Here is a 23,836-nt window from a genome sequence, read left to right on the forward strand (position 1 = left end):
GAACGGGCTCACGCCGGTGTCAAGGCCGGATCAAGACCGGGCCCGCGCGTGTCATCGCCGCGTCAGCCCGGGGTCCGCGCGGCCCGCCGCGGAGATTTCCTTCGGTGCAGGGAAACCGAAGGAGGACGTCATGACACTCGCCGAAGTGCTGCCCAGTGTGGGGCTCGCCGGAGAACCGCCGCTGGAACCCGGCCTGTGGCCGCGCACCACCCACCTCGCCGAGGGCGGCGACCTGACCTGCGGCGGCGTGCGCCTGACCCGGCTCGCCGCGCGGTTCGGCACGCCGGTGCAGGTCTTCGACGAAACCGAGATCCGCGGCCGCGCCGAATCCCTGCGCGTCACGTTCCCCGGCGCCGAGATCGCCTTCGCCACCAAGGCCCTGCCGGTGCGCGGTGTGCTCCGGGTGCTGGGTTTCGGCGCGGACGTGTGCTCGGCCGGCGAGATCGCCATGGCGCGCTCGGCCGGCGTGCCGGGCGAGCGGATCCTGGTGCACGGCAACGTGAAGACCCCGGAGGACCTCAAGGCCGCGTTCACCGCGCAGGCCGGCCGGATCGTCGCCGATTCCGCCGACGAGATCGACCAGCTCGCCGCGCTCGCCCCCGCCGGGCAGCGGGTCCTCGTGCGGGTCACCCCCGGCGTCGACGCACACACGCACCGCGCGCTGGCCACCGCCGTCGAAGGCCAGAAGTTCGGGTTCTCCCTCGCCTCCGGCGCCGCGTTGAAAGCCGTCGGGCAGGTCCTGGCCCAGCCGGGCCTGCGCGCCGCCGGGTTGCACTGCCACCTCGGCTCGCAGGTGCGCGACACGGGCGCCTACGCCGAAGCCGTGCGCCGCATGGTGGGGCTGCTGGCCGAGGTCCGCGAGCGGCACGGGGTGCTGCTGGACCAGCTCGACCTCGGCGGCGGCTTCGCGGTCCCCTACCGTGCCGGCGAGCAGGCGTTCGACCTGACCGGCGCCGCCCGCCGGATCCTCGGCACGCTGCGCCTGGAGTGCGAGCGTCACCGGCTCCCGGTGCCGCGGCTGGTGCTGGAACCCGGCCGCTGGCTCGTCGCGACGGCCGGGATCACGCTGTACCGGGTGGCCGCGGTCAAGAACGGGTTCGTCGCCGTCGACGGCGGCATGAGCGACAACCCGCGCCCGGCGCTGTACGGCGCGCGCTACACCGCCCGGCTCGTCGGGCGGCACACCAAGGCGCCGCGCCGCCCGTGGATTATCGCGGGCAGGCACTGCGAGGCCGGCGACGTCCTGGCCGAGGACGTGCCGCTGCCCGCCGACATCCGCCCCGGCGACCTGCTGGCGGTGCCGGTGAGCGGCGCCTACCACCACGCGCTGGCCTCGAACTACAACCTGGTGGGCCGTCCGCCGCTGGTCGCCGTGGCCGACGGCGCACCGCGCGTGCTGGTGCGCCGCGAAACCGAGGAGGACCTGCTGCGCCGCGACCTCGGCTGACCGGGCGGGCTACGTTGAAGATCATGAACGACACCCCTCGCCTCCCCGGACTCCGGCTCGCCGACGCCGATGCGCTGGTGAACAGCGCGCTGGGCGCCGCCGCGGAGCGGGGCTTCCCGCCACTCGCGGTGGCCGTCCTCGACGTCGCCGGGGAGGTGATCGCGCTGCGGCGGGCGGACGGCGGCATGCCCATGACCAGCCGCATCGCGGTGGCCAAGGCGCGCACCGCGTTGCTCACGCTGCGGCCGTCCGGGGCGCTCGAGCTGCCCGGCGCGATCGTCGGCAGCATCCAGCACCTCTACGACGGCGACTACGTCCCGTTCGCGGGCGGGGTCCTGGTCACCGACGGGGATGTGGTCCTCGGCGCCGCGGGCGCCTCCGGCGGTCACGCCCGCGAGGACGACGAGGCCGTGTGCACCGCCGTGCAGCGCTGGCAGGAGGACCTGCTGCGCCGCGACCCCGGCTGATCGGGGAAGCTCGGCGCATGGTCTCGGTATTGCAGAACGTCGCGATCGACTGCGCGGACGCCTACGAGCTGGCCCGGTTCTGGAGCGCGGTGACCGGCCGTCCGCTCCACCCGGACGACCGGCCGGGCGAGCCGGAGACGCAGGTGCTGCTCACGGAGGGTCCGGTGCTGCACTTCAACCAGGTGCCGGAGCCCAAGACGATCAAGAACCGCATCCACCTGTGCCTGCGCCCGGAGACCTCGCGCGACGAGGAGGTGGCGCGGCTGCTGGGCCTCGGCGCCACGTTCGTCGCCGATCACCGGAACCCGGACGGGTCCGGCTGGGCCGTCCTCGCCGACCCCGAGGGCAACGAGTTCTGCGTGCTCCGCAGCGACTCCGACCGGGCCGCCATGGAGTCCTGACCGGCCTGGGCAGTCCCGAGCGTGGTGTCGATGAAGGCGCGCGTCGCCGCGGTCACCGGGCCGCCGCGGTGCACCAGCCACTGCGGCAGCCGCTCCGGCGGGTCGAACCGGTAGACGTCCGCGCCCGCCCGCACCGCGAGGTCGGACCAGCCGTCCGGCATCAGCCCGGCGCCGATGCCCTTGAGCACCATCGGCAGCACCACGCCCCGGTCCCCGGCCTCGGCCGCGATCGTCATGTCGCCGACGGTCGCGGCCAGCCGGTCGAACAGGGCCCGCACCGCGGTGGCCGGCTTGGTGACCACGAACCGCATGCCGCGCAGCACCTCCGGGCTCACCGACGGCCCCGGCACGTCCAGCGCGCCGGGCGGCACGACCAGCAGGAACTCCTCGTCCCGCAGGTGGTGCGTCACCAGCCCCTGCCCGGACGGGCGCTCCGCGCTGCCGCACACCCCGACCTCGCACCGGCCCTGCAGGACCATCGCGACCACCTCGGCCGCCGACATCGCCGACGAGGTGCTGACGGTGACCCCCGGGTGCCGCCGGGCCAGCTCGGCGATCACGCTGGTCACCGGTTCCAGCCCGGACGACGAGGTCGCGGCGACGTCCACCCGCCCGGCCGCGCCGTCCCCGATCGCCCCCGCCGCGGCCCGCAACGCGTCCAGGTCGCGCAGCACCAGCCGGGCCCGGTCGGCCAGCGCCTCCCCGGCGGTGCTCAGCACGGCGTGCCGCCCGACCCGGTGGAACAGCGTGACGCCCAGCTCGTGCTCGAGCTTGCCGATCGAGCGGGACAGCGAAGGCTGCGCGACGTGCAGCGCCTTGGCCGCCGCGGTGAACCCGCCGTGCTCGACGATCGCGACGAAGTACTCCAGCTGGCGGCGTTCCACCACACTCCCATCGATAGCGAACGGCTATGGCGATGGTGTCACAGATGTCTTGGACGTTCACCCGGTCGAGGGTGTCTACTCGAACCGTGTTCACCACCCGCCCGACGCTTCAGGGCACCCACGGCATGGTGTCGTCGACCCACTGGCTCGCCTCCGCCACCGCGATGGCGGTGCTGGAGGACGACGGCAACGCCTTCGACGCGGCCGTGGCCGCCGGGTTCGTGCTGCACGTCGTCGAACCGCACCTCAACGGCCCGGCCGGTGAGGTGCCGATCATCCTCGCGCCCGCCGGGCAGGCGCCGCGCGTCCTGTGCGGGCAGGGCCCGGCCCCGGCCGGGGCGACGGTCGCGCACTACACCTCGCTCGGCCTGGACCTGGTGCCCGGCACCGGCCCGCTGGCCGCAGCCGTGCCCGGCGCGTTCGACGCGTGGCTGCTGCTGCTGCGCGACCACGGCACGAAGACGCTGGCCGGGGTGCTGAAGTACGCGATCGGCTACGCCGAGAACGGGCACCCGGCGGTGGAGCGGATCGGCTCGACCGTCGCCAGCGTGCGGGAGCTGTTCGAGACGGAGTGGACCAGCTCCGCGGAGGTGTACCTGCGCGACGGGCGCCCGCCGGCGCCCGGCGAGATGCTGCGCAACCCGGCGCTGGCCGCGACCTGGCGGCGCGTGATCGCCGAGGCCGAGGCCGCCGGCCCGGGCCGGGAGACGCAGATCGACGCCGCTCGCCGGATCTGGCGCGAGGGCTTCATCGCCGAGGCGATCGCCGAGGCCGCCACCCGGCCCACCATGGACACCTCCGGCGAGCGGCACGCCGGCACCCTGACCGCCGACGACCTCGCCGCGTTCGAGGCGGGCTACGAGGACCCGGTCACCTACGACTGGCAGGGCTGGACGGTCGCGAAGTGCGGACTGTGGAGCCAGGGGCCGTCGTTCCTGCAGCAGCTCGCCCTGCTGCCGGACGGCCTCGAGTACGGCAACCCGGACTACCTGCACACGCTGATCGAGGGCACCAAGCTCGCCATGGCCGACCGCGAGGCGTGGTACGGCGACAGCGCGGACGTCTCCCTGGACACCCTGCTTTCCGTGTCCTACAACGAATCCCGCCGCGCCCTGATCGGCGAGCGGGCGTCGGCGGAGCTGCGGCCGGGTTCGCCGGACGGGCGCCGGCCGCGGCTGAGCAAGCAGGCCGAGCTCTCCGTGGGCGGCGCTGTCCCGCCGCCACCCGCCGCGGGCGCGGGTGAGCCGACCGTCGCCAAGGACGGCGCGACGCGCGGCGACACCTGCCACCTCGACGTGGCCGACCGGTGGGGCAACATGATCGCCGCCACCCCGAGCGGCGGGTGGCTGCAGTCCAACCCGGTCATCCCGGCGCTCGGTTTCCCGCTGGGCACCCGGCTGCAGATGTCCTGGCTGGACGAGGGGCTGCCCAACTCGCTGGTGCCGGGCCGCCGCCCGCGCACGACGCTGTCCCCGTCGATGGCGCTGCGCGACGGTGTGCCGGTGCTCGCGTTCGGCACGCCCGGCGGGGACCAGCAGGACCAGTGGAGCGTGCATTTCTTCCTCGCCGTCGCGTTGCGGCAAAAGGTGCGCGGAAGTCTCGATCTGCAGGGCGCCATCGACGCGCCGAACTGGCACACCGACAGTTTCCCGAGTTCGTTCTACCCGCGCGCGATGCGTCCCGGAAGTGTCACCGTGGAATCGCGGATCGGCGATTCCACGATCGCCGAACTGCGGCGGCGCGGGCACGACGTCGAAATCGCCGGCCCGTGGTCGGAAGGCCGCCTCTGCGCGGTCGCCCGCGACCCGGAAACCGGTGTCCTGTCAGCGGGTTCGAACCCGCGCGGCATGCAGGGCTACGCCGCCGGACGGTAGTCGGCGGCAATCCGGAAAACGGAAGACAGCGGTTCGGACCATCCCCCCGGACCGCTGTTTCTTCCTGCCCGCACCACAGCGGAAAATCGTTACCCGAATTAACCCGCCGGAAATCGATGACAAACAACGGGAAACTACCGTAAGCTGCGCACACGTTCGATCGCGCGGGAGTTTTCCATGGCCCTCAAGAATTCGCGGTGGCGCATTCTCGCGCCCTGCGTGGCGCTCACCGCGGCACTGGCGGCGTGCGTGCCGGTGCAGCACGTGGCGAGCACCGCCGAGCACACCGACGACTACGGGACGCCCGTCGGCGCCCAGCCGGTCCGCTCCGGGGGCGAGCTCGTGATGGGCCTGTCGTCCGAACCGGACCGGCTCGACCCGACCACGTCCAGCTCGCTCTACACCCGGTACGTGATGAGCACGATCTGCGAGAAGCTCTACGACCTCGACGCGAGCGGGCAGATCGTGCCGCAACTGGCCACCGGCCTGCCCACGACGTCGCCGGACGGGCTGACCGTGACGATCCCGGTCCGCACCGGGATCACCTTCGCCGACGGCACCCCGTTCGACGCCACGGCCGTGCGCACCAGCCTGCAGCGCCACCTCACGCTCAAGGGTTCCCAGCGCACCAGCGAGATGGGCCCGGTGCGCGCCGTCGAGGCGCCGGACCCCGGCCACGTCGTGCTGACGTTCAGCAGGCCGTTCGCGCCCATCACCGCCGCGCTGGCCGACCGCGCCGGGATGATCCTGTCTCCCGCGGCGCTGGCCGCGCAGGGCACGAACTTCGGCGATCACCCGGTGTGCGTGGGGCCGTTCAAGTTCGTCAAGCGGGTTCCGCAGACCTCGATCGAGGTCGAGCGCGACCCGCTGTACTACGACGCGGCGCAGGTCCACCTCGACCGCATCGTCTACCGGATCATGCCCGACGCCAACATCCGCGCGGCGAACCTGCGCTCCGGCGACATCCAGGTGGCCGACACGATCTCGCCGCAGGACGTGGACGCACTGGCCAAGGATCCGGACCTGAAGGTGCTGCAGTCCTCGTCGCTGGGCTACCAGGGCGTCACGATCAACACCGGCAACGTCGACGGCGCGGGCACCCCGGTCAAGCCGATCGACACCCCGCTGGCCCGCGATCCGCGGGTGCGCCAGGCGTTCGCGTCGGCTGTGGACCGGCAGACGCTCGTCGACACGGTCTTCAACAACTGGTTCGACGTCGCCTGCTCCCCCATCGCGCCGCAGTCGCCCTACGCCACCCCGGCCAGCGACGCCTGCCCGGCCTACGACCCGGCCCGCTCGCGGCAGCTGCTCGCCGAAGCCGGTGTGCCCACGCCTTTCACGGTGACACTGCAGGTGTCCAACACCCAGGACCAGCTGCGCTACGCCCAAGCGCTGCAGGCCAGCGTCGGCGAGGGCGGGTTCGACCTCAAGATCGTGCCGGTCGAGTACTCGACCCTGCTGGACGTGCAGAAGCGCGGGGACTTCGAGCTGCTGCAGCTGGGCTGGTCGGGCCGCATCGACCCGGACGGCAACACCGCGCGGTTCCTGTCCACCGGCTCCGGCGGCAACTACGGCGGGTTCTCCTCGGCCGAGCTGGACGACCTGCTCACCCGCGCCGCCCGCGCCGCCACCACCGCCGAACGCGCTGCTCTCTACGGCCAGGCGACGAGCGTGATCCAGCGGGAGAACCCGATCGTCTACACCTACCGGCTGCGCAACCTGACCGTCCACTCGGCACGGATCGCCGGCGTGGAGGTCTACTCCGACGGCGTGGTCCGGCTCGGCAGGGCCGCCTTCCGCGCGGACCAGGAGGGCTGAGACCGATGCTGCGTCACCTTCTGCACCGGCTCTGGCAGTCCGCGCTGACCCTGGTGCTCGCCTCGATCGTGGTGTTCGCCGGCGTGCGGGCGCTGCCCGGCGACCCGGCACTGGCGATGGCCGGTGAGGAGGCCGATCCGGAGACGCTCGCCGCGGTGCGTGCCCAGCTGGGCCTCGACGACCCGCTGCCGGTGCAGTACCTCAAGTTCCTCGGCCACGCGCTCACCGGCGACTTCGGCCGGTCGACCCGCACCGGCACCCCGGTGTCGGAGATGATCGGCACGACCCTGCCGGTCACCGTGCAGCTCGCGGTGTACGCGATGCTGATCGCGGTGCTGGCCGGGCTGTTGCTCGGCGTGCTCGCCGCGGTGTTCCGCGGGCGCTGGCCGGAGTGGGCGGCCAACGGGTTCTCGCTGTTCGCGCTGTCGGTGCCGACGTTCTGGCTCGGCATCCTCGCGGTGGTGTACCTGTCCGTCCAACTGGGATGGTTCCCGGCGTCGGGTTACGTGTCGCCGCTGAAGGATCCGGTGCGCGGCCTGTACTACCTCACGCTGCCCGCGGTGATCCTCGGCCTGTCGCACGCCGCGGTCGTGCAGCGGCAGACCCGGTCGTCGATGGTCGGCACGCTCACCGCCGACTACGTGCGCACCGCCCGCGCGAAGGGGCTCGGGCGCGGCGCGGTGGTCTTCCGCTACGGGCTGCGCAACAGCCTGATCGTGGTGACCACGATCGTCGGACTCCAGCTCGGCGGGCTGATCGCCGGTGCCGTGGTCACCGAGCGGATCTTCAGCCTGCCCGGCATCGGCAAGCTCACGCTCGACTCAGTGTTCAGCCGCGACTACCCGGTGATCCAGGCCGTCGTGCTGGTGATCACCTTCGCCTACATCGTCATCAACCTGCTGGTCGACGTCCTCTACACGGTCATCGACCCGCGGGTCCGGGTCTCCGGGAGGGCCGCATGACCGCGATCGCCGAACCGCCTGCCCCCGTGGGCCGGGTGCGCGGCCGGGTGCTGGGAAACCTGCTGCGCAACCCGATGGGCGTCACCGGCGGCGTGCTGCTGCTGATCGTGCTCGTCGCCGGGGTGTGCGCCCCCTGGCTCGCCCCCTACGCACCGTCCGAAGTGCACTTCACGACCCCGTTCCAGCAACCGGGAACCGTCGGGTTCGCGCTGGGCACCGACGACCTGGGCCGCGACGTGCTGTCCCGCGTGCTGTACGGCACCCGCACCTCGCTCGAGGTCGGGCTGTTGTCGGTGGCGCTCGCGATCGTGGTCGGGGTCCCGCTGGGACTGCTGTCCGGGTACTGGCGGTGGCTGGACGCGATCGTGTCCCGGCTGACCGACCTGATGCTCGCGTTCCCGTTCCTGCTGCTGGCGGTCGGGCTCGCCGCGATCAACGGCGGCGGCCTGGTCAACGCCGCGGTCGCGCTCGGCATCGGCAACATCCCGGCGATGATCCGCGTGGTGCGGGCCGAGACGCTGCGGATGAAGGACAGCGACTTCGTGCTCGCGGCGCACACCATGCACGCCGGGCCGTGGCGGATCCTCGGTCAGCACGTGCTGCCCAACGCGGCGTCGGCGATCATCGTGCAGGCCACGGTGATCATGCCGCAGGCCGTGCTCGGCGAGGCGATCCTGTCCTTCCTCGGGCTGGGCATCCAGCCGCCAGAGCCGAGCCTGGGGATCATGCTCTCCGACGCGCAGCAGTACCTGTTCCGCACCGTGTGGCCCGGGGTGTTCCCGGGCATCGCGCTGGCCCTGATCTGCCTGGGCTTCAACCTGTCCGGCGACGCGCTGCGCGACGCACTCGACCCGAGGAGCTCCCGATGACGGAACCGTTGCTGCGGGTCGAGGATCTGCGGGTGTCCTTCGGCGGCACCGAGGTGGTGCACGGCGCCGACCTGACGATCATGCCCGGCGAGCGGGTCGCCGTGGTCGGCGAGTCCGGGTCCGGCAAGTCCACGACGGCGCACGCGGTGCTGGGCCTGCTGCCCGGCGCCGGGCGGGTCACCGGCGGGCGGATCGCGGTGCGCGGCGAGGACGTCACCCACGCCGGCGAGAAGCGGATGCGGCGGCTGCGCGGCCGGGAGATCGGGCTGGTGCCGCAGGACCCGATGACCAACCTCAACCCGGTGGCGCGCGTCGGCAGGCAGGTCGCCGAAACGCTGGTGACGCACGGACTGGCGACCCGGCGGGAGGCGATGGCGCGGGCGGTGGAGATCCTCGGTGAGGCCGGGTTGCCCGAGCCGGCGCTTCGAGCGCGGCAGTACCCGCACGAGTTCTCCGGCGGCATGCGGCAGCGGGTGCTGATCGCCATCGGGCTGGCCTGCCGCCCGGACCTGCTGATCGCCGACGAGCCGACCTCGGCGCTGGACGTGACCGTGCAGCGGCAGATCCTCGACCACCTCGACGGGCTGACCCGCGAGCTGGGCACGGCCTTGCTGCTGGTGACCCACGACCTCGGCCTGGCCGCCGAACGCGCGGACCGCGTGGTGGTCATGTCGCAGGGCCGGGTCGTGGAGTCCGGGCCGGCCCGGCGGGTCCTGACGGCGCCGGAGCACGAGTACACGCGGCGGCTGATCGCGGCCGCGCCCTCGCTCAAGGACCCGATGCCCGCCGTGGACCCGGCGCCACCGGTGCTGGAGGTTTCGGGGGTGTCGAAGGAGTTCCGGATCCGCGGCGGCGGGGGCGTGTTCACGGCGGTGGCGGACGTGTCGTTCACCGTCGAACGCGGCCGCACCACCGCGATCGTCGGCGAGTCCGGCTCCGGCAAGACAACGACGGCCCGGATGGTGCTCGGGCTGGTCCCGGTGTCCGGCGGCACGATCCGCCTCGACGGCGAGGACGTGCTCGGCCTGCGCGGCGCCCGGCTGAAGGCGGCGCGCCGGGCGATGCAGCCGGTGTTCCAGGACCCCTACGCCTCGCTCGACCCGCTGTTCACCGTCGAGCGGCTGATCACCGAGCCGCTGCGGATCTTCCGCGTCGGTGACAAGGCGAGCCGGGCCGCGAAGGTGCGCGAGTTGCTCGACCAGGTGGCCCTGCCCGCGTCGACGGCGCACCGCTACCCCAATGAACTGTCCGGCGGCCAGCGTCAGCGGGTGGCGATCGCCCGCGCACTGGCACTGGGCCCGCGGCTGGTGGTGTGCGACGAGGCGGTGTCCGCGCTGGACGTCCTGGTGCAGGACCAGATCCTCACCCTGCTGCGCACCCTGCAGGAGGAACTGGGGCTGAGCTACCTGTTCATCTCGCACGACCTGGCCGTGGTGAAGGCCATCGCGCACGACGTGGTCGTGATGCGCGCCGGACGGGTCGTGGAACAGGGCCCGGTCGCGAAGGTGCTCGAAGCCCCCGAGGAGCCCTACACGCGGCAACTGCTGGACTCGATCCCCGGCGCGGGTGTGCTCGCCTGAGGCCTCAGCCGTCCGCGAGCACCGTCTCGAAGGCCAGCTCCGCGGCGCCCAGCAGCTTCGCGTCCGTGCCCAGCGCGGACGTCGCCACCCGCGTTCCGGCGAGGGCCCTGCTCACCAGGCTCCGCTCCCGCACGGTTCGCTCCACGTGCTCGACCAGCGCCGGGGGCAGGGCGGTGAACAGGTCGCCCAGCACGACCAGCTGCGGGCACAGCAGGTTGACCACGTTGCCGAGCCCGAGCGCGAGCCATTCGGTGAACTCGGCGAGCACGTCCGGCGCCTCGCCGTCGGCGGAGAGCAGCCGCAGCTCGTGCACGATCGCGCCGACCGGGCTGTCCTCGTCCAGCCCCAGCGCCCGCGCCAGCGCCCGCTCCCCCACCTCGGTTTCCCAACAGCCGTGCGACCCGCAGTAGCACTGCCGCCCCTGCGGCCGCACCACCATGTGCCCGACCTCGCCCACGTGGTGCCCGCCGGCGCCGCGCATGGACACCCCGTTGGAGATCACACCGCCGCCGACGCCGACCTCCGCGCCGATGTAGACGAGGTCGTCGTAGCCGCGCGCCACCCCGCGCAGGTGCTCGGCGAGCGCGCCCAGCTCGGCGTCGTTGCCCATGTGCACCGGCAGCTGCAGGGCCCGCGACAGCCAGGCGCCGAGCGGGATGTCGGTCCAGTGCAGGTTCGGCGCCTCGTGCACGAACCCGTCCTGGTGCCGCACCACGCCCGGCACCGACACGCCCGCCGCGACCGGGTGGACGCCCAGCTCGTCGATCAGCGGGCCGGCCGTGTCGACGATCTTGGTGAACACCTCGCGCGGGTCGTTGGTGGTGGAGCGGATGTTCCACCCGCCCCGCCCGAGGATCTCGCCGCCGATGCCGACCAGCGCCATCCCGGCCCGCTCCACCCGGATGTCGATCGCCAGCACCACCGCGGCCTGCGGCTGCGGCAGCACCAGCAGGGACGGGCGGCCGGCCCCGCTGCGCTGAGCGGGCACCCGCTCCTCGACGAGCCCGTCCTCGGCCAGCCCGTCCACCAGCGCCTTGATCGTGCTGCGGTTCAGCCCGAGGTCGGTGGCGAGACTGGCCCGTGTGGACGGGCCGTGGACGTGCAACCGGCGCAACAGGGCGGCCCTGTTGTGCCGGCGCACGTCGTCGGGGCGGGTGCCCGCGGTCGGTGTGGTCGTCACCTGCGCTTCCCTGCTGGCCGGTGGTCGGCGGTCCTCACCCGTGCCTCAGCGCGCGACCGCGGCACGCTTGCGGGACAGCGCGTCGACGGCTGCCGCCACCAGAAGGACCAGGCAGGTGATGATGTTAACCGTAGCCGCCTGGAACCCGAGCAGGCCGAGGCCGTTCTGGACGGTCGCCAGCACGAGACCACCGATCACCGCGTCGCGCAGCCGCCCGCGGCCGCCGAACAGCGACGTGCCACCGATGACCGCCGCGCCGACGGCGAACAGCAGCGTGTTGCCGCCACCGGAGTTGCCGTCCACCGCGCCGACCTTCGAGCTGTAGACGATGCCGCCGATCGCCGCGACCGCCGAGCAGATCAGGAACACGCTCATCCGGATCTTGTCGACCTTGATGCCGGCGCGCCGCGCGGCCTCCTTGTTGCCGCCGACCGCGTAGATGTGCCGGCCGTAGCGGGTGCGGTCCAGCACGAACGTGCCGGCCACCAGCAGCACCAGCACGATCGGGACGACGTAGGGCACGCCGGCGATCGTGGTCAGGTTCGGGTTGGGCGAGCGGTTGGTGTTGAGCAGGTAGGTCGCGACCGCGCCGAGCACCAGCACCGCGCCGGCCTTGACGACCACGATCGTCGTCGGCTGCGCCACCAGTCCGCGCCGCAACCGTCCGAAGTGGCGGGTCAGGACCACCGCGGCGTAGCCGCCGGCGGCGACCACGAACATGATCCAGCCGCCCAGGATGGACAGGTTGCCGTTGGCCACCTGGTAGAGCACGTCGCTCTGCCGGATGGAGATCGTGCCGCCCTCGCCGACCAGCTGCAGCAGCAGCCCGTACCAGCCGATGAACAGCGCCAGGGTCACCACGAACGACGGGATGCCGATCTTGGCCACGATGGTGCCGGTCAGCGCGCCGATGACGACGCCGACGCAGATCGCCAGCACGATCTCGATCCACGGGTTCGCGGCGAACCCGGCCAGCATGAACACCGGCACGACGAGCGAGAGCACCGCGCCGATCCAGACGCGCATCCACACGCACAGCGCGGCCGCCACGATCGAGCCGACGATGAAGCCGTAGAACACGGTGCTGCCGAAGTTGCCGAGCAGGTTGCCGTCCTGGGTGAAGTGCAACGCCATCACCGACGCGGCCAGGCCGGACGCGGTGCCCGCGGACAGGTCGATCTCGCCGAGCAGCAGCACCGGGACGATGCCCATCGCGATGATGGTCTGCCCGGCGCCCTGCGCGAACAGGTTCGCGATGTTGTTCAGCGACAGGAAGGTGTCCGACAGCCCGGTGAACACCAGCACCAGCACCAGCAGGCCGAGCAGCGCGGGCAGGGCGCCCAGCTCGCCGCCGCGCAGGCGCCCGAAGTAGTCGCCGATGGCTTCGCGGGTGGACCGCGAGGTGGTGTCGATGCCGAAGTCCGAGATCGCCGCCGGGGGCTGGCCCGAGCCGGGCTTCGTGGGGGTTTCAGTCATGGCCACTTCTTTCCTCACACGGCCGCGGTCTCGGGGCGGGCCAGGCCGAGGTCGCCGGACCGGCCCGCGGTGATCAGTTCGACGACCTGGCTGTTCGTGACGTCCTTGGTGGCGACGTCGGCGGCCAGCCGGCCGAGGTAGAGGGTGGCGATCCGGTCGGCCACCTCGAACACGTCGTTCATGTTGTGGCTGATCAGCACCACGCCGAGGCCCTGCTCGGCCAGGCGCCGCACCAGGTCGAGCACCTGCCGGGTCTGCGCGACGCCGAGCGCGGCGGTCGGCTCGTCGAGGAGCACGACCTTGCTGTTCCACAGCACCGCCTTGGCGATCGCGACGGTCTGCCGCTGCCCGCCGGACAGCGACGACACCGGCGTGCGGACCGACTTGACGGTGCGCACCGACAGCGACGCCAGCGTCTTGCGCGCGGCCAGCTCCATCGCCGCCTCGTCGAGCAGACCGCGCTGGTTGCGCTCACGGCCGAGGAACATGTTCTGGACGATGTCGAGGTTGTCGCACAGCGCGAGGTCCTGGTAGACGACCTCGATGCCGAGGGCGGCCGCCTCGCGCGGGTTGTGGATGTGGACCGGCTTGCCCTCGAAGAGGACCTCGCCGCTGTCGATCGGGTGGATGCCCGCGATGCACTTGACGAGCGTGGACTTCCCGGCGCCGTTGTCGCCGACCAGCGCGGTGACCTCCCCCGCGCGCACCTGGAAGTCCACGTCGTGCAGGACGTGCACCGGCCCGAAGCTCTTGTTGACGCCTCGCAGCGCGAGGACGGGCTCGTTCATGGAAGAACCTCCGCTATCCGTGGGAGACACGCGTGGAGGGGACGCGCGGTCCGGGGTTTCCGGGCCACGCGCCCCCAGGCGACGCGTGCCGTCAGGAGATGCCCAGCTGCTGGCAGACCGGGGCGGTGTCGCCGCCGCAGATCTCGCTCGCCTTGACGTAACCCTGGTCGACCACCATCTTCACGTTCTCCTTGGTGATGGAGAACGGCTGCAGCAGCACTGACTTGACCGTGCGGTTGCCGGTCGGGTCGGTGGAGGTCTGCTTGGCGATGGCGTCGGCGCCCGCGGTGTCGCCCTTGACCAGCGCGGCGGCCAGCTGCGCGGTGGCGTCGGCCTCCTGCTGGATCGGCTTGAACACCGTCGAGTACTGCTGGCCCTGCAGGATCGACTTCAGGCCGGCGGCGCTGGCGTCCTGGCCGGTGACCGGGACCGAGCCGGCGAGGCCGTTCTTCTGCAGCACGGTGATCACGGCGCCGGCCATGCCGTCGTTGGCGGCCAGCACACCGTCGACCTTGCCGCCGTTGGCGGACAGGAACTGCTCGAAGGTCGCGCCGCCGACCGCGTTGTCCCACTTGTCGATGCGCTGGCTGGCGACCTTCTTCAGCGCGCCCGAGCTGTAGAGCGGGCCGAGGATCTCCTGCTGCCCGTTGTAGAACAGGGTCGCGTTGTTGTCCGTCGGCGAGCCCTCGATCTCGATGACCTGGGCGCCCGGCTTGGTCTTCAGCGCGTCCGCGAGCGCCTGGCCCTGCAGGCGGCCGACCTGGACATTGTCGAAGCTGACGTAGTAGTCGGCGCTGCCACCGAGGTTGAGGCGGTCGTAGTTGATGACCGGCACGCCCTGCTGCTTGGCCTTCTGCTCGACCGTGGCGCCGACGTCACCGCTGGGCGCGGCGATGATCAGGACCTTCACGCCCTGGCTGAGCATGCTGTCGGCCTGCTGCGCGAACCGCTGGTTGTCGCCCTGGGCGTTCTCGATGATCGGGCTGAGCCCGGCCTTCGTGAGGGCCGACTGGAGCATCGGCTGGTCGAACCCGGCCCAGCGGGCCGAGGTCGCGGTCTCCGGCAGGATCACGCCGACCTTCGGGCCGCCGTTGTCCGACCCGCCGCTCCCACCGCTGTCGTTGTTGGCGCTGTTCGCTCCACACGCGGTCAGCGCCAGGACGAGCCCGGTGCCCGCGGCGGCCAGCGCGAGGGTCTTTCTCCGCTTCATTGCGTCCCCTTGGCAGGAATGTTGTGACTCACAACATTTGAATGTTGTGGCCGACAACATACGTCGTGACCGCGTGTGAGGGGAAGCCCGATCCGACACGTTCCGGTAACAAAAGGGCCGCGATCCTCAAGTCGCGGGCGGAAGCGGGATGAACGGCGGCGGCACGTTGCCCGAAAGGGACGTCCTCGCTGCTCAGACGGCCAGGAGCGGGCGCAACTCCGCCCGGGGCGAGAACGGGGTGGCTCAGCCGAGCCAGGAGGCGAACTCGTCACGGAGCGGCACACCGGCGGCGCGCTCCGCGTGCGCGATGAAGTCCTCGGTGGTGACGGTGCCGTGTGCGTGCCCGGCCACCCAGGTCCGCAGCAGGCCGAAGAACACCTCGTCGCCGACCCGGCCGCGCAGCTCGTGCAGGACCAGGCCGCCGCGCTTGTAGACCTGCTCGTCGAACAGGCGCGCCACGCCCGGGTCGCCGATCGCGACGTCGGTGCCGACGCGGGACCGCCAGTCGCGCGCCAGCGCCTCCGCGGACGGGCCGCCGGAGGCCTCCGACCACAGCCATTCCGCGTAGGTCGCGAAGCCCTCGTTGAGCCAGATGTGCCGCCAGCCTGCGACGGTGAGGCTGTTGCCGAACCACTGGTGCGCCAGCTCGTGCACCACCAGCCGCTCGAACGTGCGCCGGCCGTCGACGTGGTTGGCGCCGAAGATCGCCATGCCCTGCGCCTCGATCGGGTCGTCCAGGTCGTCGTCGGTGACCACCACGACGTACTCGCCGAACGGGTACGGCCCGAACCACTCCGTGAGCCCGCGCATCATCTCCGGCTGGCGGCCGAAGTCGTGCGCGGCCGCGGCACGCAGTCGCCGCGGCACCGCGATCCGTTGCACCCCATCGAGAACCAGCTCGTCGTACCGTCCGATCTGGACACTCATCAGGTACGGCGCCGTCGGCTCGCGCCGCTCGAACACCCACGTCGTCGCACTGCCCCCGGCGCGGCGGGTGACCAGGTCGCCGGTCACCAGCACCGTGTAGGCCGACGCGGTGGTCAGCGACACCCGGTAGGTCGCCTTGTCCCCCGGCCGGTCGTTGCACGGGAACCAGGACGGCGCCCCGGTCGGCTGGCTCGCCACGAGCGCGCCGTCGGTCAGCTCGTCCCAGCCGATCTCGCCCCACCGGCTCGCCACCGGCCGCGGGTTGCCGGAGTAGCGCACCTCGACGGTGAACTCGCCGCGCACCGGCCGCACCGGGCGCACCACCAGCTTGCCGCCGCGGTGGGTGAACTTCGCGGTCCGCCCGTCCACGCGCACGCCCTTGACCGTGAAACCGGCCAGGTCGAGCGGGATCCGGCTCAGCTCGCCCGCGGCGACCGCGGACAGGGCCGCCCGCGCGCTCAGCCGGTTCGGCCCGATCTTGTAGTCCAGCTCCAGGTCGTAGTGCGTGACCCGGTAGTCGTCGCTGCCGTGGCCGAGCGTGTAGTCGGCGCGGCTCACGCCCGCCACGCCGCGATCGGGTTGCCCAGCCAGCGGCTGTCGGCCGGGACGGCGTCGCCGCGGGTCACCAGCGAACCCGGGCCCACGGTGGTGCGCGCGCCGACGCTCGCGCCGGGCAGCACGATCCCGTGCGGGCCGACGGTCGCGCCCTCGGCCACGGTCACCTCGCTCATGCGCATGATCCGATCATGGAACAGGTGGGTCTGCACGACACACCCCCGGTTCACGGTCGCGCCGTCGCCCAGCCGCACCAGGTCGGTCTCCGGCAGCCAGTACGTCTCCAGCCACACCCCGCGGCCGATCTTCGCGCCCATCGTGCGCAGCCAGCACGGCAGCAGCGGCGTGCCCGCGCTCCAGCTCACCAGCCACGGCACCGCGAGCGTCTCGACGAACGTGTCGGCCAGCTCGGTGCGCCACACGAACGAACTCCACAGCGGGTGGTCCACCGCCCGGAACCGCCCGGTCAGCGCCCACTTCACCGCGGTGGTCACCACCCCGGCCACCAGACCGGCGACGACCAGCACCACCGGGGCGGCGACCGCGGCCACGAGCAGGCCCGCCGCCGACCACACCGCCGCCAGCGCGGCCAGCACGAGCACCGCGAGCGCGACCGCGCACATCACCGGCACGATCCGGCACAGCTCGACCGCGGCCCGCGCGGCCTTCAGCCGCGGCGGCGGCGCGAACGTGCGGCTGGAGTCCGCCGCCTCCACCGCGCGGCGCAGCGGCATCGGCGGCATGCCCAGGTACGACGAGCCCTTCTTCGCCTTGCGCGGCGCCGAGGACAGCACCCCGACCAGACCGCGCTTGGGCACCGCGCGCCCGGCCGCGGCCATGCCGGAGTTGCCGAGGAACGCCTGCTTGCCGATGCGCGTCGGCGCGACGTGCAGCCAGCCGTGGCCCAGCTCGTACGTGGCGACCATGGTGTCGTCGGCGAGGAACGCGCCGTCGTCGACCTGCGTCATCCGCGGGACCGCCAGCACGGTCGAGACCTCCGCGCCGCGGCCGACCTTCGCGCCCAGCAGCCGCAGCCACACCGGCGTGAACAGGCTGGCGTAGAGCGGGAACAGCACCTGGCGGGCCAGGTCCATCAGCCGCTCGGTGGCCCACACCTGCCAGGCGATCCGGCCGTGCACCGGGTGGTAGCCCTCGTGCAGGCCCAGCCCGAGCAGCCGCACGGACACCAGCACCAGCAGCGCGTAGGTGCCGAAGGCGGCCACCGTCGCCACCGGCACGGCGAGCAGCGCGGCACGCAGCGCGGCGCCGATCGTCGTGGTCCCCCCGACCGCGGCGCCCAGCACCAGCAGGCCGGGCACGGCGGCGAGCACCGGGAACAAGCCGAGCACGAACGAGGCGGCCCCGTAGGCGAAGGCCCAGAACCGCGACCGCGGCGGGCGGCTGGACGGCCAGCGCAGCGCGCCCTTGCCGTCGCGGCGCGCGGGCGAACCCGCCCAGCGCTGGCCCGCGGGCACCGCGCCCAGCACGGTCGACCCGGCGGCGATCTCCGCGCCCTTGCCGATCCGCGCGCCGGGCAGCAGCACGCTGCGCGCGCCGACGCGGGCGCCGGCGCCGATCCGGATCTTGCCGATGTGCACGACGTCGCCGTCCACCCAGTGCCCGGACAGGTCGACCTCGGGCTCCACCGCCGCCGCGCGGCCCAGCTTGAGCAGGCCGGTGACCGGCGGCGGGGTGTGCAGGTCGACGTCCTTGCCGACCTTCGCGCCCAGCGCGCGGGCGTACAGCGTCATCCAGCTCGCGCCCGAGATGCCGGCGGCGCCGGCGGCCTCGGCGAGCCGCTCCGCCGCCCACAGTCGCAAGTGGACCCGGCCGCCGCGGGGGTGCGCGCCGGGGCGCACGCCACGCAGGAGCAGCCGCGCGCCGCCGGCCGCGATGGCGATGCGGCCGGGCGGGCTGAACAGCACCAGCCAGGCCAGCGCGAGCGACCACCACGGCACGGACGGCGCCCAGGCGACGCCGGCCGTCGAGAGCACAGTGGACAGTGCGGCGAGCGCGGTCAGCCAGCGCAGGCCGGTCAGGGCGAGCACCGGCAGGCCCAGCACGGCCTGCGCGGCCCCGGCCCGCCGCGGAACCGGGCGGACGTCGCGCCGCCGCTCGGTTTCCCCGTCGAGGCCGTCGAGCAGCGCGGCGAGCTGGCCGAGCTTCGGGTGGCGGTAGAGATCGGCGACCGACACCCGCGGGTGGCGGGTGCGGATGCGCGCCACCAGTTGCGCGGCGGTGAGGCTGCCGCCGCCGGAGGTGAAGAAGTCGGCGCCCGGATCGGTCACCGGCACGCCCAGGATCTCCGCCCAGCCCTCGGCGAGCCACGACTCGGTCGCCGTCAGCGCGGCGGCACTGTCCACAGTGGCCAGCGGCCAGGGCAGCGCGGCGCGGTCGACCTTGCCCGAGGTGCGGGTCGGCAGGTCGTCGACCACCGCGAGCAGCGGCACCAGCGCGGCGGGCAGTTTTTCGCGCAGCTGAGCCGAAGCGCCGTCGGTGTCGAACTCGCCTTGCGGCACCACGTACCCGACGAGAACCTGGTTGCCCGCCTTGGTGGTGCGGATCGCCGCGGCGGCTCCGGCGACCCCGGGCAGCGCCTGCAGCGCGGCGTCCACCTCGCCCAGCTCGATGCGGCGGCCGCCGAGCTTGATCTGCTCGTCGGCGCGGCCGAGGAACACCAGCCCAGCGGGCTCGGCGCGCACCAGGTCGCCGCTGCGGTAGGCGCGCTCCCAGCCCAGCGCGGGCAGCGGCGCGAACTTCTCCGCGTCCTTCACCGGATCGAGGTATCTGGCCAGGCCGGCGCCGCCGATCACCAGCTCACCGGACTCCCCCATCGCCACCGGCTCACCCGCGGCGTCCACGACCACGAGGTCCCAGCCGGCCAGCGGCAGCCCGATCCGCACCGGGCCCTCCCCGGTCAGCGGGGTGGCGCAGGCGACCACGGTCGCCTCGGTCGGCCCGTAGGTGTTCCACACCTCGCGGCCCTCGACGGCGACCCGTTCGGCCAGCTCCGGCGGGCACGCCTCGCCGCCGAAGATGAGCAGCCGCACGTCCTCCAGCGCCTCGGCCGGCCACAACGCGGCCAGGGTCGGCACGGTGGACACGATCGTGATGCGCTGCGCGACCAGCCACGGCCCGAGGTCGACGCCGGTGCGCACGAGCGCGCGCGGCGCGGGCACCAGGCACGCGCCGTGCCGCCAGGCCAGCCACATCTCCTCGCACGAGGCGTCGAAGGCGACCGACAGCCCGGCCAGCACGCGGTCACCGGGGCCGATGGGCTCCTCGGTGAGGAACAGCCGGGCCTCGGCGTCGACGAAGGCGGCCGCGGAACCGTGGCTGACCGCCACTCCCTTGGGCTTGCCCGTCGAACCGGAGGTGAAGATGATCCACGCGTCGTCGTCCGGCGTGGGCACGCCGGTGCGGCGGCCGGGCTCGGCGAGCATCGTCAGCCCGTCGTCCATCAGCACCGCGCACACGCCGGCCTCGCCGAACACCAGCTCGGCCCGCTCGTCCGGGTCGTCGGCGTCCACCGGCACGTAGGCCGCGCCCGCGGCGAGCACGCCCAGGATCGCGACGTAGAGGTCGGCGGTGCCGGAGGAGATCCGGACGCCGACGCGGTCGCCGCGGCCGACGCCTTCGGCGGCGAGCCGCCTGCCCAGTGCCTGCGCCTCCTCGGACAGCCTGCGGTAGCTCAGCACCCGCTCGCCGTCGTCGAGCGCCGCCGCGTTCGGGTGACGCACGGCGGTGTCGGCCAGCACGTCCAGCAGCGTGCGCCGCGCCGCGGCCGGACCGCCGGGGAACAGGGCCCGCTCCGGGGTCAGCACCCCGGGCAGCGTCGGATCGAGAACGGGCGCGCCCATGGAGTTCACCTTCCGCCAGCGTTCGGGCCGGAACTCGCGAAAAGTGTGAGGCGCCCGCGCGGGACGATCACTCTACCCGAGGTGAACGGCAGGTGGCCGGGCGGTCTCACCGGGGTGTCGCCGCCGTCACACCTCGTTGCGTCACTTGCCCTTCTTGCCGGGCCGCGGCTTCTTTTCCCGCACCCGCACGTTGATGCGCACCGGGCTGCCCGCGAAACCGAAGCGCTCGCGGAACTTCCGCTCGATGAAGCGGCGGTACCCGGCCTCGAGGAACCCGGTGGTGAACAGCACCAGCGTCGGCGGGCGGATGCCGGCCTGGGTCGCGAACAGCACCTTGGGCTGCTTGCCGCCGCGCACCGGCGGCGGGGTGGCCGCGATCAGCTCGGACAGCCACGAGTTCAGCTGCCCGGTCGGGACCCGCTGGTCCCACGAGGCGAGCGCGGTCCGCAGCGCCGGCGCGAGCTTGCGCACCGAACGCCCGGTGAGCGCGGAGATGTTGACCCGCTCGGCCCAGGTGACGCGCACCAGGCCGCGGTCGAGCTCCTTCTCCAGCTGGTGGCGGCGGTCCTCGTCGACGAGGTCCCACTTGTTCAGCGCCAGCACGCACGCGCGGCCGGACTCCACGACAGACGTCAGCACGCGCAGGTCCTGTTCGGACAGCGGCTCGCTGGCGTCCAGCAGGACGATGACGACCTCGGAGGAGTCGATGGCGGCCTTGGTGCGCAGCGACGCGTAGTACTCGGTGCCGCTCGCGGTGTGCACCCGCTTGCGCAGGCCCGCGGTGTCGACGAACCGCCACACCTGGCCGTCCAGCTCCACCAGCGAGTCGACCGGGTCGACCGTGGTGCCCGCGACCGAGTCCACGACGGACCGCTGCTCACCGGTGAGCTTGTTGAGCAGGCTGGACTTGCCCACGTTCGGCTTGCCCACCAGCGCGACGCGGCGCGGCCCGGCGACGGCCTCGCGCTCGCGCGGGGCCTCGGGCAGCACCTTGATGATCGCGTCGAGCAGGTCGCCCGAGCTGCGGCCGTGCAGGGCGCTCACCGCGTGCGGCTCGCCGAGGCCGAGCGACCACAGCGAGGCCACGTCGGCCAGCAGCCGCTCGTCGTCGACCTTGTTGGCCGCCAGCAGCACCGGCCGCTTCGACCGGCGCAGCACCTTCGCCACGGCCTCGTCGGTCGCGGTCGCGCCGACTGAGGCGTCCACCACGACCAGCACCGCGTCCGCGGTGTTCATCGCCAGCTCGGCCTGCGCCGCGACCGCGGCCTGCAGCCCGGTCGCGCTCGGCTCCCAGCCGCCCGTGTCGACCACCGTGAACCGGCGGCCGGACCACTGCGCGTCGTAGGCCACCCTGTCCCGGGTCACGCCGGGCGTGTCCTGCACGACCGCCTCGCGGCGGCCGAGGATCCGGTTCACCAGGGTGGACTTGCCCACGTTCGGGCGCCCGACGACGGCCAGCACGGGCTGGCTCAGCTCGGCTTCCTCCTCGGACGCCGCGTCGTCGGCCTGGCTGTCGAGCGCGGTGAACTCCGCCTCGTCCGACCAGGTCCCGTCAAGCTCCGTCATAACTCCGCTTTCTTCCCGCGCACGGGCTCGCCCTGCGCTGCACGCCATTCGTCGAGGGTGCGGACCAGGCCCGCGAGTTCGTCCCGCAGCCGCCCGGTCGCCTCGTCCAGCCCGGCCCGGCCGCGGCCGACCTCGAGCGTGAACGGCTCACCCACCAGGATGTCGACCCGGGGCCGGAACCGCCGCCCGCTGCCCGCGGGACGCCGCGTCCCGCGCACCGCGATCGGCAGGACCACCGCGCCGGAGGCCCGGACCAGCCAGGCCGCGCCGCGCTCGGCGCTGGTGACATCGCCCTCGCCGCGGGTCCCCTCCGGGAACACCGCGACGACTCCGCCGCCCTTGAGCACGTTCGCCGTGGTCAGCAGGGGCGCCCGGTCGGGCTCACCCCGGCGCACCGGCACCTGGCCGATGCGCCGGAGGAACCACCCGACCGCCCCGGTGAACATCTCCTCCTTGACGAGGAACACCGAACGGCGCGGCAACATTCCGAAGATGATCTGCGGCTCGACCATCGAGCTGTGGTTGGCCACCACCAGCACCGGCCCGGTCTTGGGCACCCGCTCGAGGCCGCGGATCCGCAGCCGGTATGCCGGCTTGAACAGGTGCGTCCCGACGAACCGGGCGGCGTCGTGCAGCCGGGCCGACGCGCCGTCCGGCAGACCGGCAGGGCTCACCGCGTTACCTGCGCGCACGTGCCCAGCAGCCCGCGCTGGCCGGCCAGCTCGGACAGGGCGACGAGCACCTGGTCGATGGACAGCTCGGTGGTGTCCAGGTGCACCGCGTCGTCGGCGGCCTTCAGCGGCGCGACGGCACGCGTCGAGTCGAGCCGGTCCCGCCGGTCGACCGACGCCAGCGCCTCGGCCTGGCTGCTCTGCCGCCCGGCGGCGGTGTCCTGGGCGCTGCGGCGCGCGGCCCGCACCGCCGGGTCCGCGGTCAGGTAGACCTTGAGCGGGGCGTCCGGCGTGACGACGGTGCCGATGTCGCGGCCCTCGACGACGATGCCGCCGATCTCGTCCAGCACCTCGCCGATGATCCGCCGCTGCCGCGCGACCAGCAGCTCACGCACCTCGGGCACCGCCGAGACCGGCGACACCGCGTGGTTGACCTCGGCGCCGCGGATCTCGGCCGCCACGTCCTCGCCCGCCAGGTGGACGCTCGGCGCCGAGGGGTCGGTGCCGAGCGCGAAGTCGGTGGTCCGGGCCAGTTCGGCGACCGCGAGGCCGTCGGCCGGGTCGACGCCCGCGCGCAGCACGGCCAGCGTCACCACCCGGTACATCGCGCCGGTGTCGAGGTAGCCGGCCGACAGGCGCCCGGCGAGCTTGCGCGCCACCGTGGTCTTCCCGGTTCCCGAGGGTCCGTCCAGAGCGACCACGCCGCGTAGGGCTCCCGCCACCGATGCTCTCCTCGCCGTCTCGATCGGTCCGTACCTGCGGTTCTCCATTGTGCCTGGCCCACCCGGTGACGGCCGCACCGGTACCGTGGCGGTGTGAACGTGGAAGTAACGCCCCTACCGGGCATCGGTGTGCGGAAGGACTTCGCGACCCGGAACGGACGCCGCATCGGCGTGGTCACGCACCGGGACGGGCAGATCGAGCTGATCGTGTCCAAGTCCGACGACCCCGACGCGTGCCTGGCGTCCCTGCCCCTGACCGCCGACGAGGCCGGCGCGCTGGCCAACCTGCTCGGCGCCCCGCAACTGGTCGCGCAGCTCACCGAGGAGCACCGCGAGGTCCCCGGGATCAACACCAAGCAGCTGCCCATCAAGGCGAACTCCCCGTTCGACGGCCGCACCCTCGGCGACACGGCGATGCGCACCCGGACCGGCGTGTCCGTGGTCGCCGTCATGCGCGCCGGCCAGGTGCACCCTTCCCCCACCCCGGACTTCACGTTCACCGCCGGTGACGTGCTGGTCGCGGTCGGCACGTCGGAAGGCCTGGAGGGCGCCCTCAAGATCCTGAAGAACGGCTGAGCC

The 23,836-nt window shown here is 73.1% G+C and carries 19 protein-coding genes; 9 read left to right on the forward strand and 10 right to left on the reverse strand.

Features of this window, described 5'->3' with window-relative positions; translation table 11 throughout:
* Nucleotides 1-130: 130 nt before the first annotated feature.
* The 3 genes from lysA to ABZ215_RS06900 are packed head-to-tail and all read left to right on the forward strand — an operon-like array spanning nucleotide 131 to nucleotide 2,315.
* Nucleotides 131-1,447 carry a diaminopimelate decarboxylase gene (lysA, locus tag ABZ215_RS06890; protein WP_354948316.1) on the forward strand — a complete coding sequence of 439 codons (1,317 nt, stop codon included), beginning with the start codon at nucleotides 131-133 and terminating at the stop codon, nucleotides 1,445-1,447.
* Between the two features lie 23 nt (nucleotides 1,448-1,470).
* A complete protein-coding gene (locus ABZ215_RS06895; protein WP_354948318.1) occupies nucleotides 1,471-1,914 on the forward strand; it encodes a heme-binding protein in 444 nt (147 codons plus the stop codon).
* Between the two features lie 17 nt (nucleotides 1,915-1,931).
* Nucleotides 1,932-2,315, forward strand: coding sequence for a VOC family protein (locus ABZ215_RS06900; protein ID WP_027936246.1), 384 nt, complete (start codon nucleotides 1,932-1,934; stop codon nucleotides 2,313-2,315).
* Here ABZ215_RS06900 and ABZ215_RS06905 read toward each other — a convergent pair.
* Nucleotides 2,210-3,199, reverse strand: a complete 990-nt coding sequence (locus ABZ215_RS06905; protein WP_235716225.1) for a LysR family transcriptional regulator — start codon at nucleotides 3,197-3,199, stop codon at nucleotides 2,210-2,212. The genes ABZ215_RS06900 and ABZ215_RS06905 overlap by 106 nt on opposite strands.
* Before the next feature lie 86 nt (nucleotides 3,200-3,285).
* Between ABZ215_RS06905 and ABZ215_RS06910 the strand changes: the two genes are divergently transcribed.
* From ABZ215_RS06910 to ABZ215_RS06930, 5 genes are all read left to right on the forward strand, one after another.
* Nucleotides 3,286-5,073, forward strand: a complete 1,788-nt coding sequence (locus ABZ215_RS06910) for a gamma-glutamyltransferase (protein ID WP_354948321.1) — start codon at nucleotides 3,286-3,288, stop codon at nucleotides 5,071-5,073.
* A gap of 177 nt (nucleotides 5,074-5,250) precedes the next feature.
* The gene (locus ABZ215_RS06915) at nucleotides 5,251-6,891 is read left to right on the forward strand and encodes an ABC transporter substrate-binding protein (protein ID WP_354948323.1); all 1,641 of its coding nucleotides are present in this window, start codon (nucleotides 5,251-5,253) and stop codon (nucleotides 6,889-6,891) included.
* Between the two features lie 5 nt (nucleotides 6,892-6,896).
* Nucleotides 6,897-7,853: an ABC transporter permease gene (locus ABZ215_RS06920; RefSeq protein WP_354712960.1), complete on the forward strand. Its 957-nt coding sequence runs from the start codon at nucleotides 6,897-6,899 to the stop codon at nucleotides 7,851-7,853.
* Nucleotides 7,850-8,722 carry an ABC transporter permease gene (locus tag ABZ215_RS06925; protein WP_354948325.1) on the forward strand — a complete coding sequence of 291 codons (873 nt, stop codon included), beginning with the start codon at nucleotides 7,850-7,852 and terminating at the stop codon, nucleotides 8,720-8,722. Before ABZ215_RS06920 ends, ABZ215_RS06925 begins: the two co-directional genes overlap by 4 nt.
* Entirely contained in the window at nucleotides 8,719-10,302 is a 1,584-nt protein-coding gene (locus ABZ215_RS06930) for an ABC transporter ATP-binding protein (RefSeq protein WP_354948327.1), read from the forward strand. Before ABZ215_RS06925 ends, ABZ215_RS06930 begins: the two co-directional genes overlap by 4 nt.
* 4 nt (nucleotides 10,303-10,306) lie before the next feature.
* On the opposite strand, the gene ABZ215_RS06935 is transcribed toward ABZ215_RS06930, so the two are convergent.
* From ABZ215_RS06935 to cmk, 9 genes are all read right to left on the reverse strand, one after another.
* Nucleotides 10,307-11,482 carry an ROK family transcriptional regulator gene (locus ABZ215_RS06935; protein ID WP_020420632.1) on the reverse strand — a complete coding sequence of 392 codons (1,176 nt, stop codon included), beginning with the start codon at nucleotides 11,480-11,482 and terminating at the stop codon, nucleotides 10,307-10,309.
* 45 nt (nucleotides 11,483-11,527) lie between these two features.
* The gene (locus ABZ215_RS06940; RefSeq protein ID WP_020420633.1) at nucleotides 11,528-12,958 is read right to left on the reverse strand and encodes an ABC transporter permease; all 1,431 of its coding nucleotides are present in this window, start codon (nucleotides 12,956-12,958) and stop codon (nucleotides 11,528-11,530) included.
* Between the two features lie 14 nt (nucleotides 12,959-12,972).
* Nucleotides 12,973-13,746: an ATP-binding cassette domain-containing protein gene (locus ABZ215_RS06945; RefSeq protein ID WP_017982028.1), complete on the reverse strand. Its 774-nt coding sequence runs from the start codon at nucleotides 13,744-13,746 to the stop codon at nucleotides 12,973-12,975.
* 91 nt (nucleotides 13,747-13,837) lie between these two features.
* Nucleotides 13,838-14,956 carry a substrate-binding domain-containing protein gene (locus tag ABZ215_RS06950; protein WP_354948330.1) on the reverse strand — a complete coding sequence of 373 codons (1,119 nt, stop codon included), beginning with the start codon at nucleotides 14,954-14,956 and terminating at the stop codon, nucleotides 13,838-13,840.
* A 243-nt stretch (nucleotides 14,957-15,199) separates the two neighbouring features.
* Nucleotides 15,200-16,450 carry a M1 family metallopeptidase gene (locus ABZ215_RS06955; RefSeq protein WP_020420635.1) on the reverse strand — a complete coding sequence of 417 codons (1,251 nt, stop codon included), beginning with the start codon at nucleotides 16,448-16,450 and terminating at the stop codon, nucleotides 15,200-15,202.
* The gene (locus tag ABZ215_RS06960) at nucleotides 16,438-20,298 is read right to left on the reverse strand and encodes a Pls/PosA family non-ribosomal peptide synthetase (protein ID WP_354948332.1); all 3,861 of its coding nucleotides are present in this window, start codon (nucleotides 20,296-20,298) and stop codon (nucleotides 16,438-16,440) included. The genes ABZ215_RS06955 and ABZ215_RS06960 overlap by 13 nt, the downstream gene beginning before the upstream one ends.
* A gap of 141 nt (nucleotides 20,299-20,439) precedes the next feature.
* The gene (gene der, locus ABZ215_RS06965) at nucleotides 20,440-21,864 is read right to left on the reverse strand and encodes a ribosome biogenesis GTPase Der (RefSeq protein ID WP_020420640.1); all 1,425 of its coding nucleotides are present in this window, start codon (nucleotides 21,862-21,864) and stop codon (nucleotides 20,440-20,442) included.
* On the reverse strand, nucleotides 21,861-22,538 hold the full coding sequence (locus ABZ215_RS06970; RefSeq protein WP_020420641.1) for a lysophospholipid acyltransferase family protein: 678 nt from the start codon (nucleotides 22,536-22,538) through the stop codon (nucleotides 21,861-21,863). The genes der and ABZ215_RS06970 overlap by 4 nt, the downstream gene beginning before the upstream one ends.
* Entirely contained in the window at nucleotides 22,535-23,236 is a 702-nt protein-coding gene (gene cmk / locus ABZ215_RS06975; protein ID WP_237338570.1) for a (d)CMP kinase, read from the reverse strand. Before cmk ends, ABZ215_RS06970 begins: the two co-directional genes overlap by 4 nt.
* A 114-nt stretch (nucleotides 23,237-23,350) precedes the next feature.
* Here cmk and ABZ215_RS06980 point away from each other — a divergent pair, with 114 nt between their 5' ends.
* Nucleotides 23,351-23,833, forward strand: a complete 483-nt coding sequence (locus ABZ215_RS06980) for a cation:proton antiporter regulatory subunit (protein WP_026153076.1) — start codon at nucleotides 23,351-23,353, stop codon at nucleotides 23,831-23,833.
* Nucleotides 23,834-23,836 lie beyond the last annotated feature (3 nt).

The sequence above is a fragment of the Amycolatopsis sp. NPDC006131 genome, assembly GCF_040614175.1.
Lineage (GTDB): Bacteria > Actinomycetota > Actinomycetes > Mycobacteriales > Pseudonocardiaceae > Amycolatopsis_E > Amycolatopsis_E tucumanensis.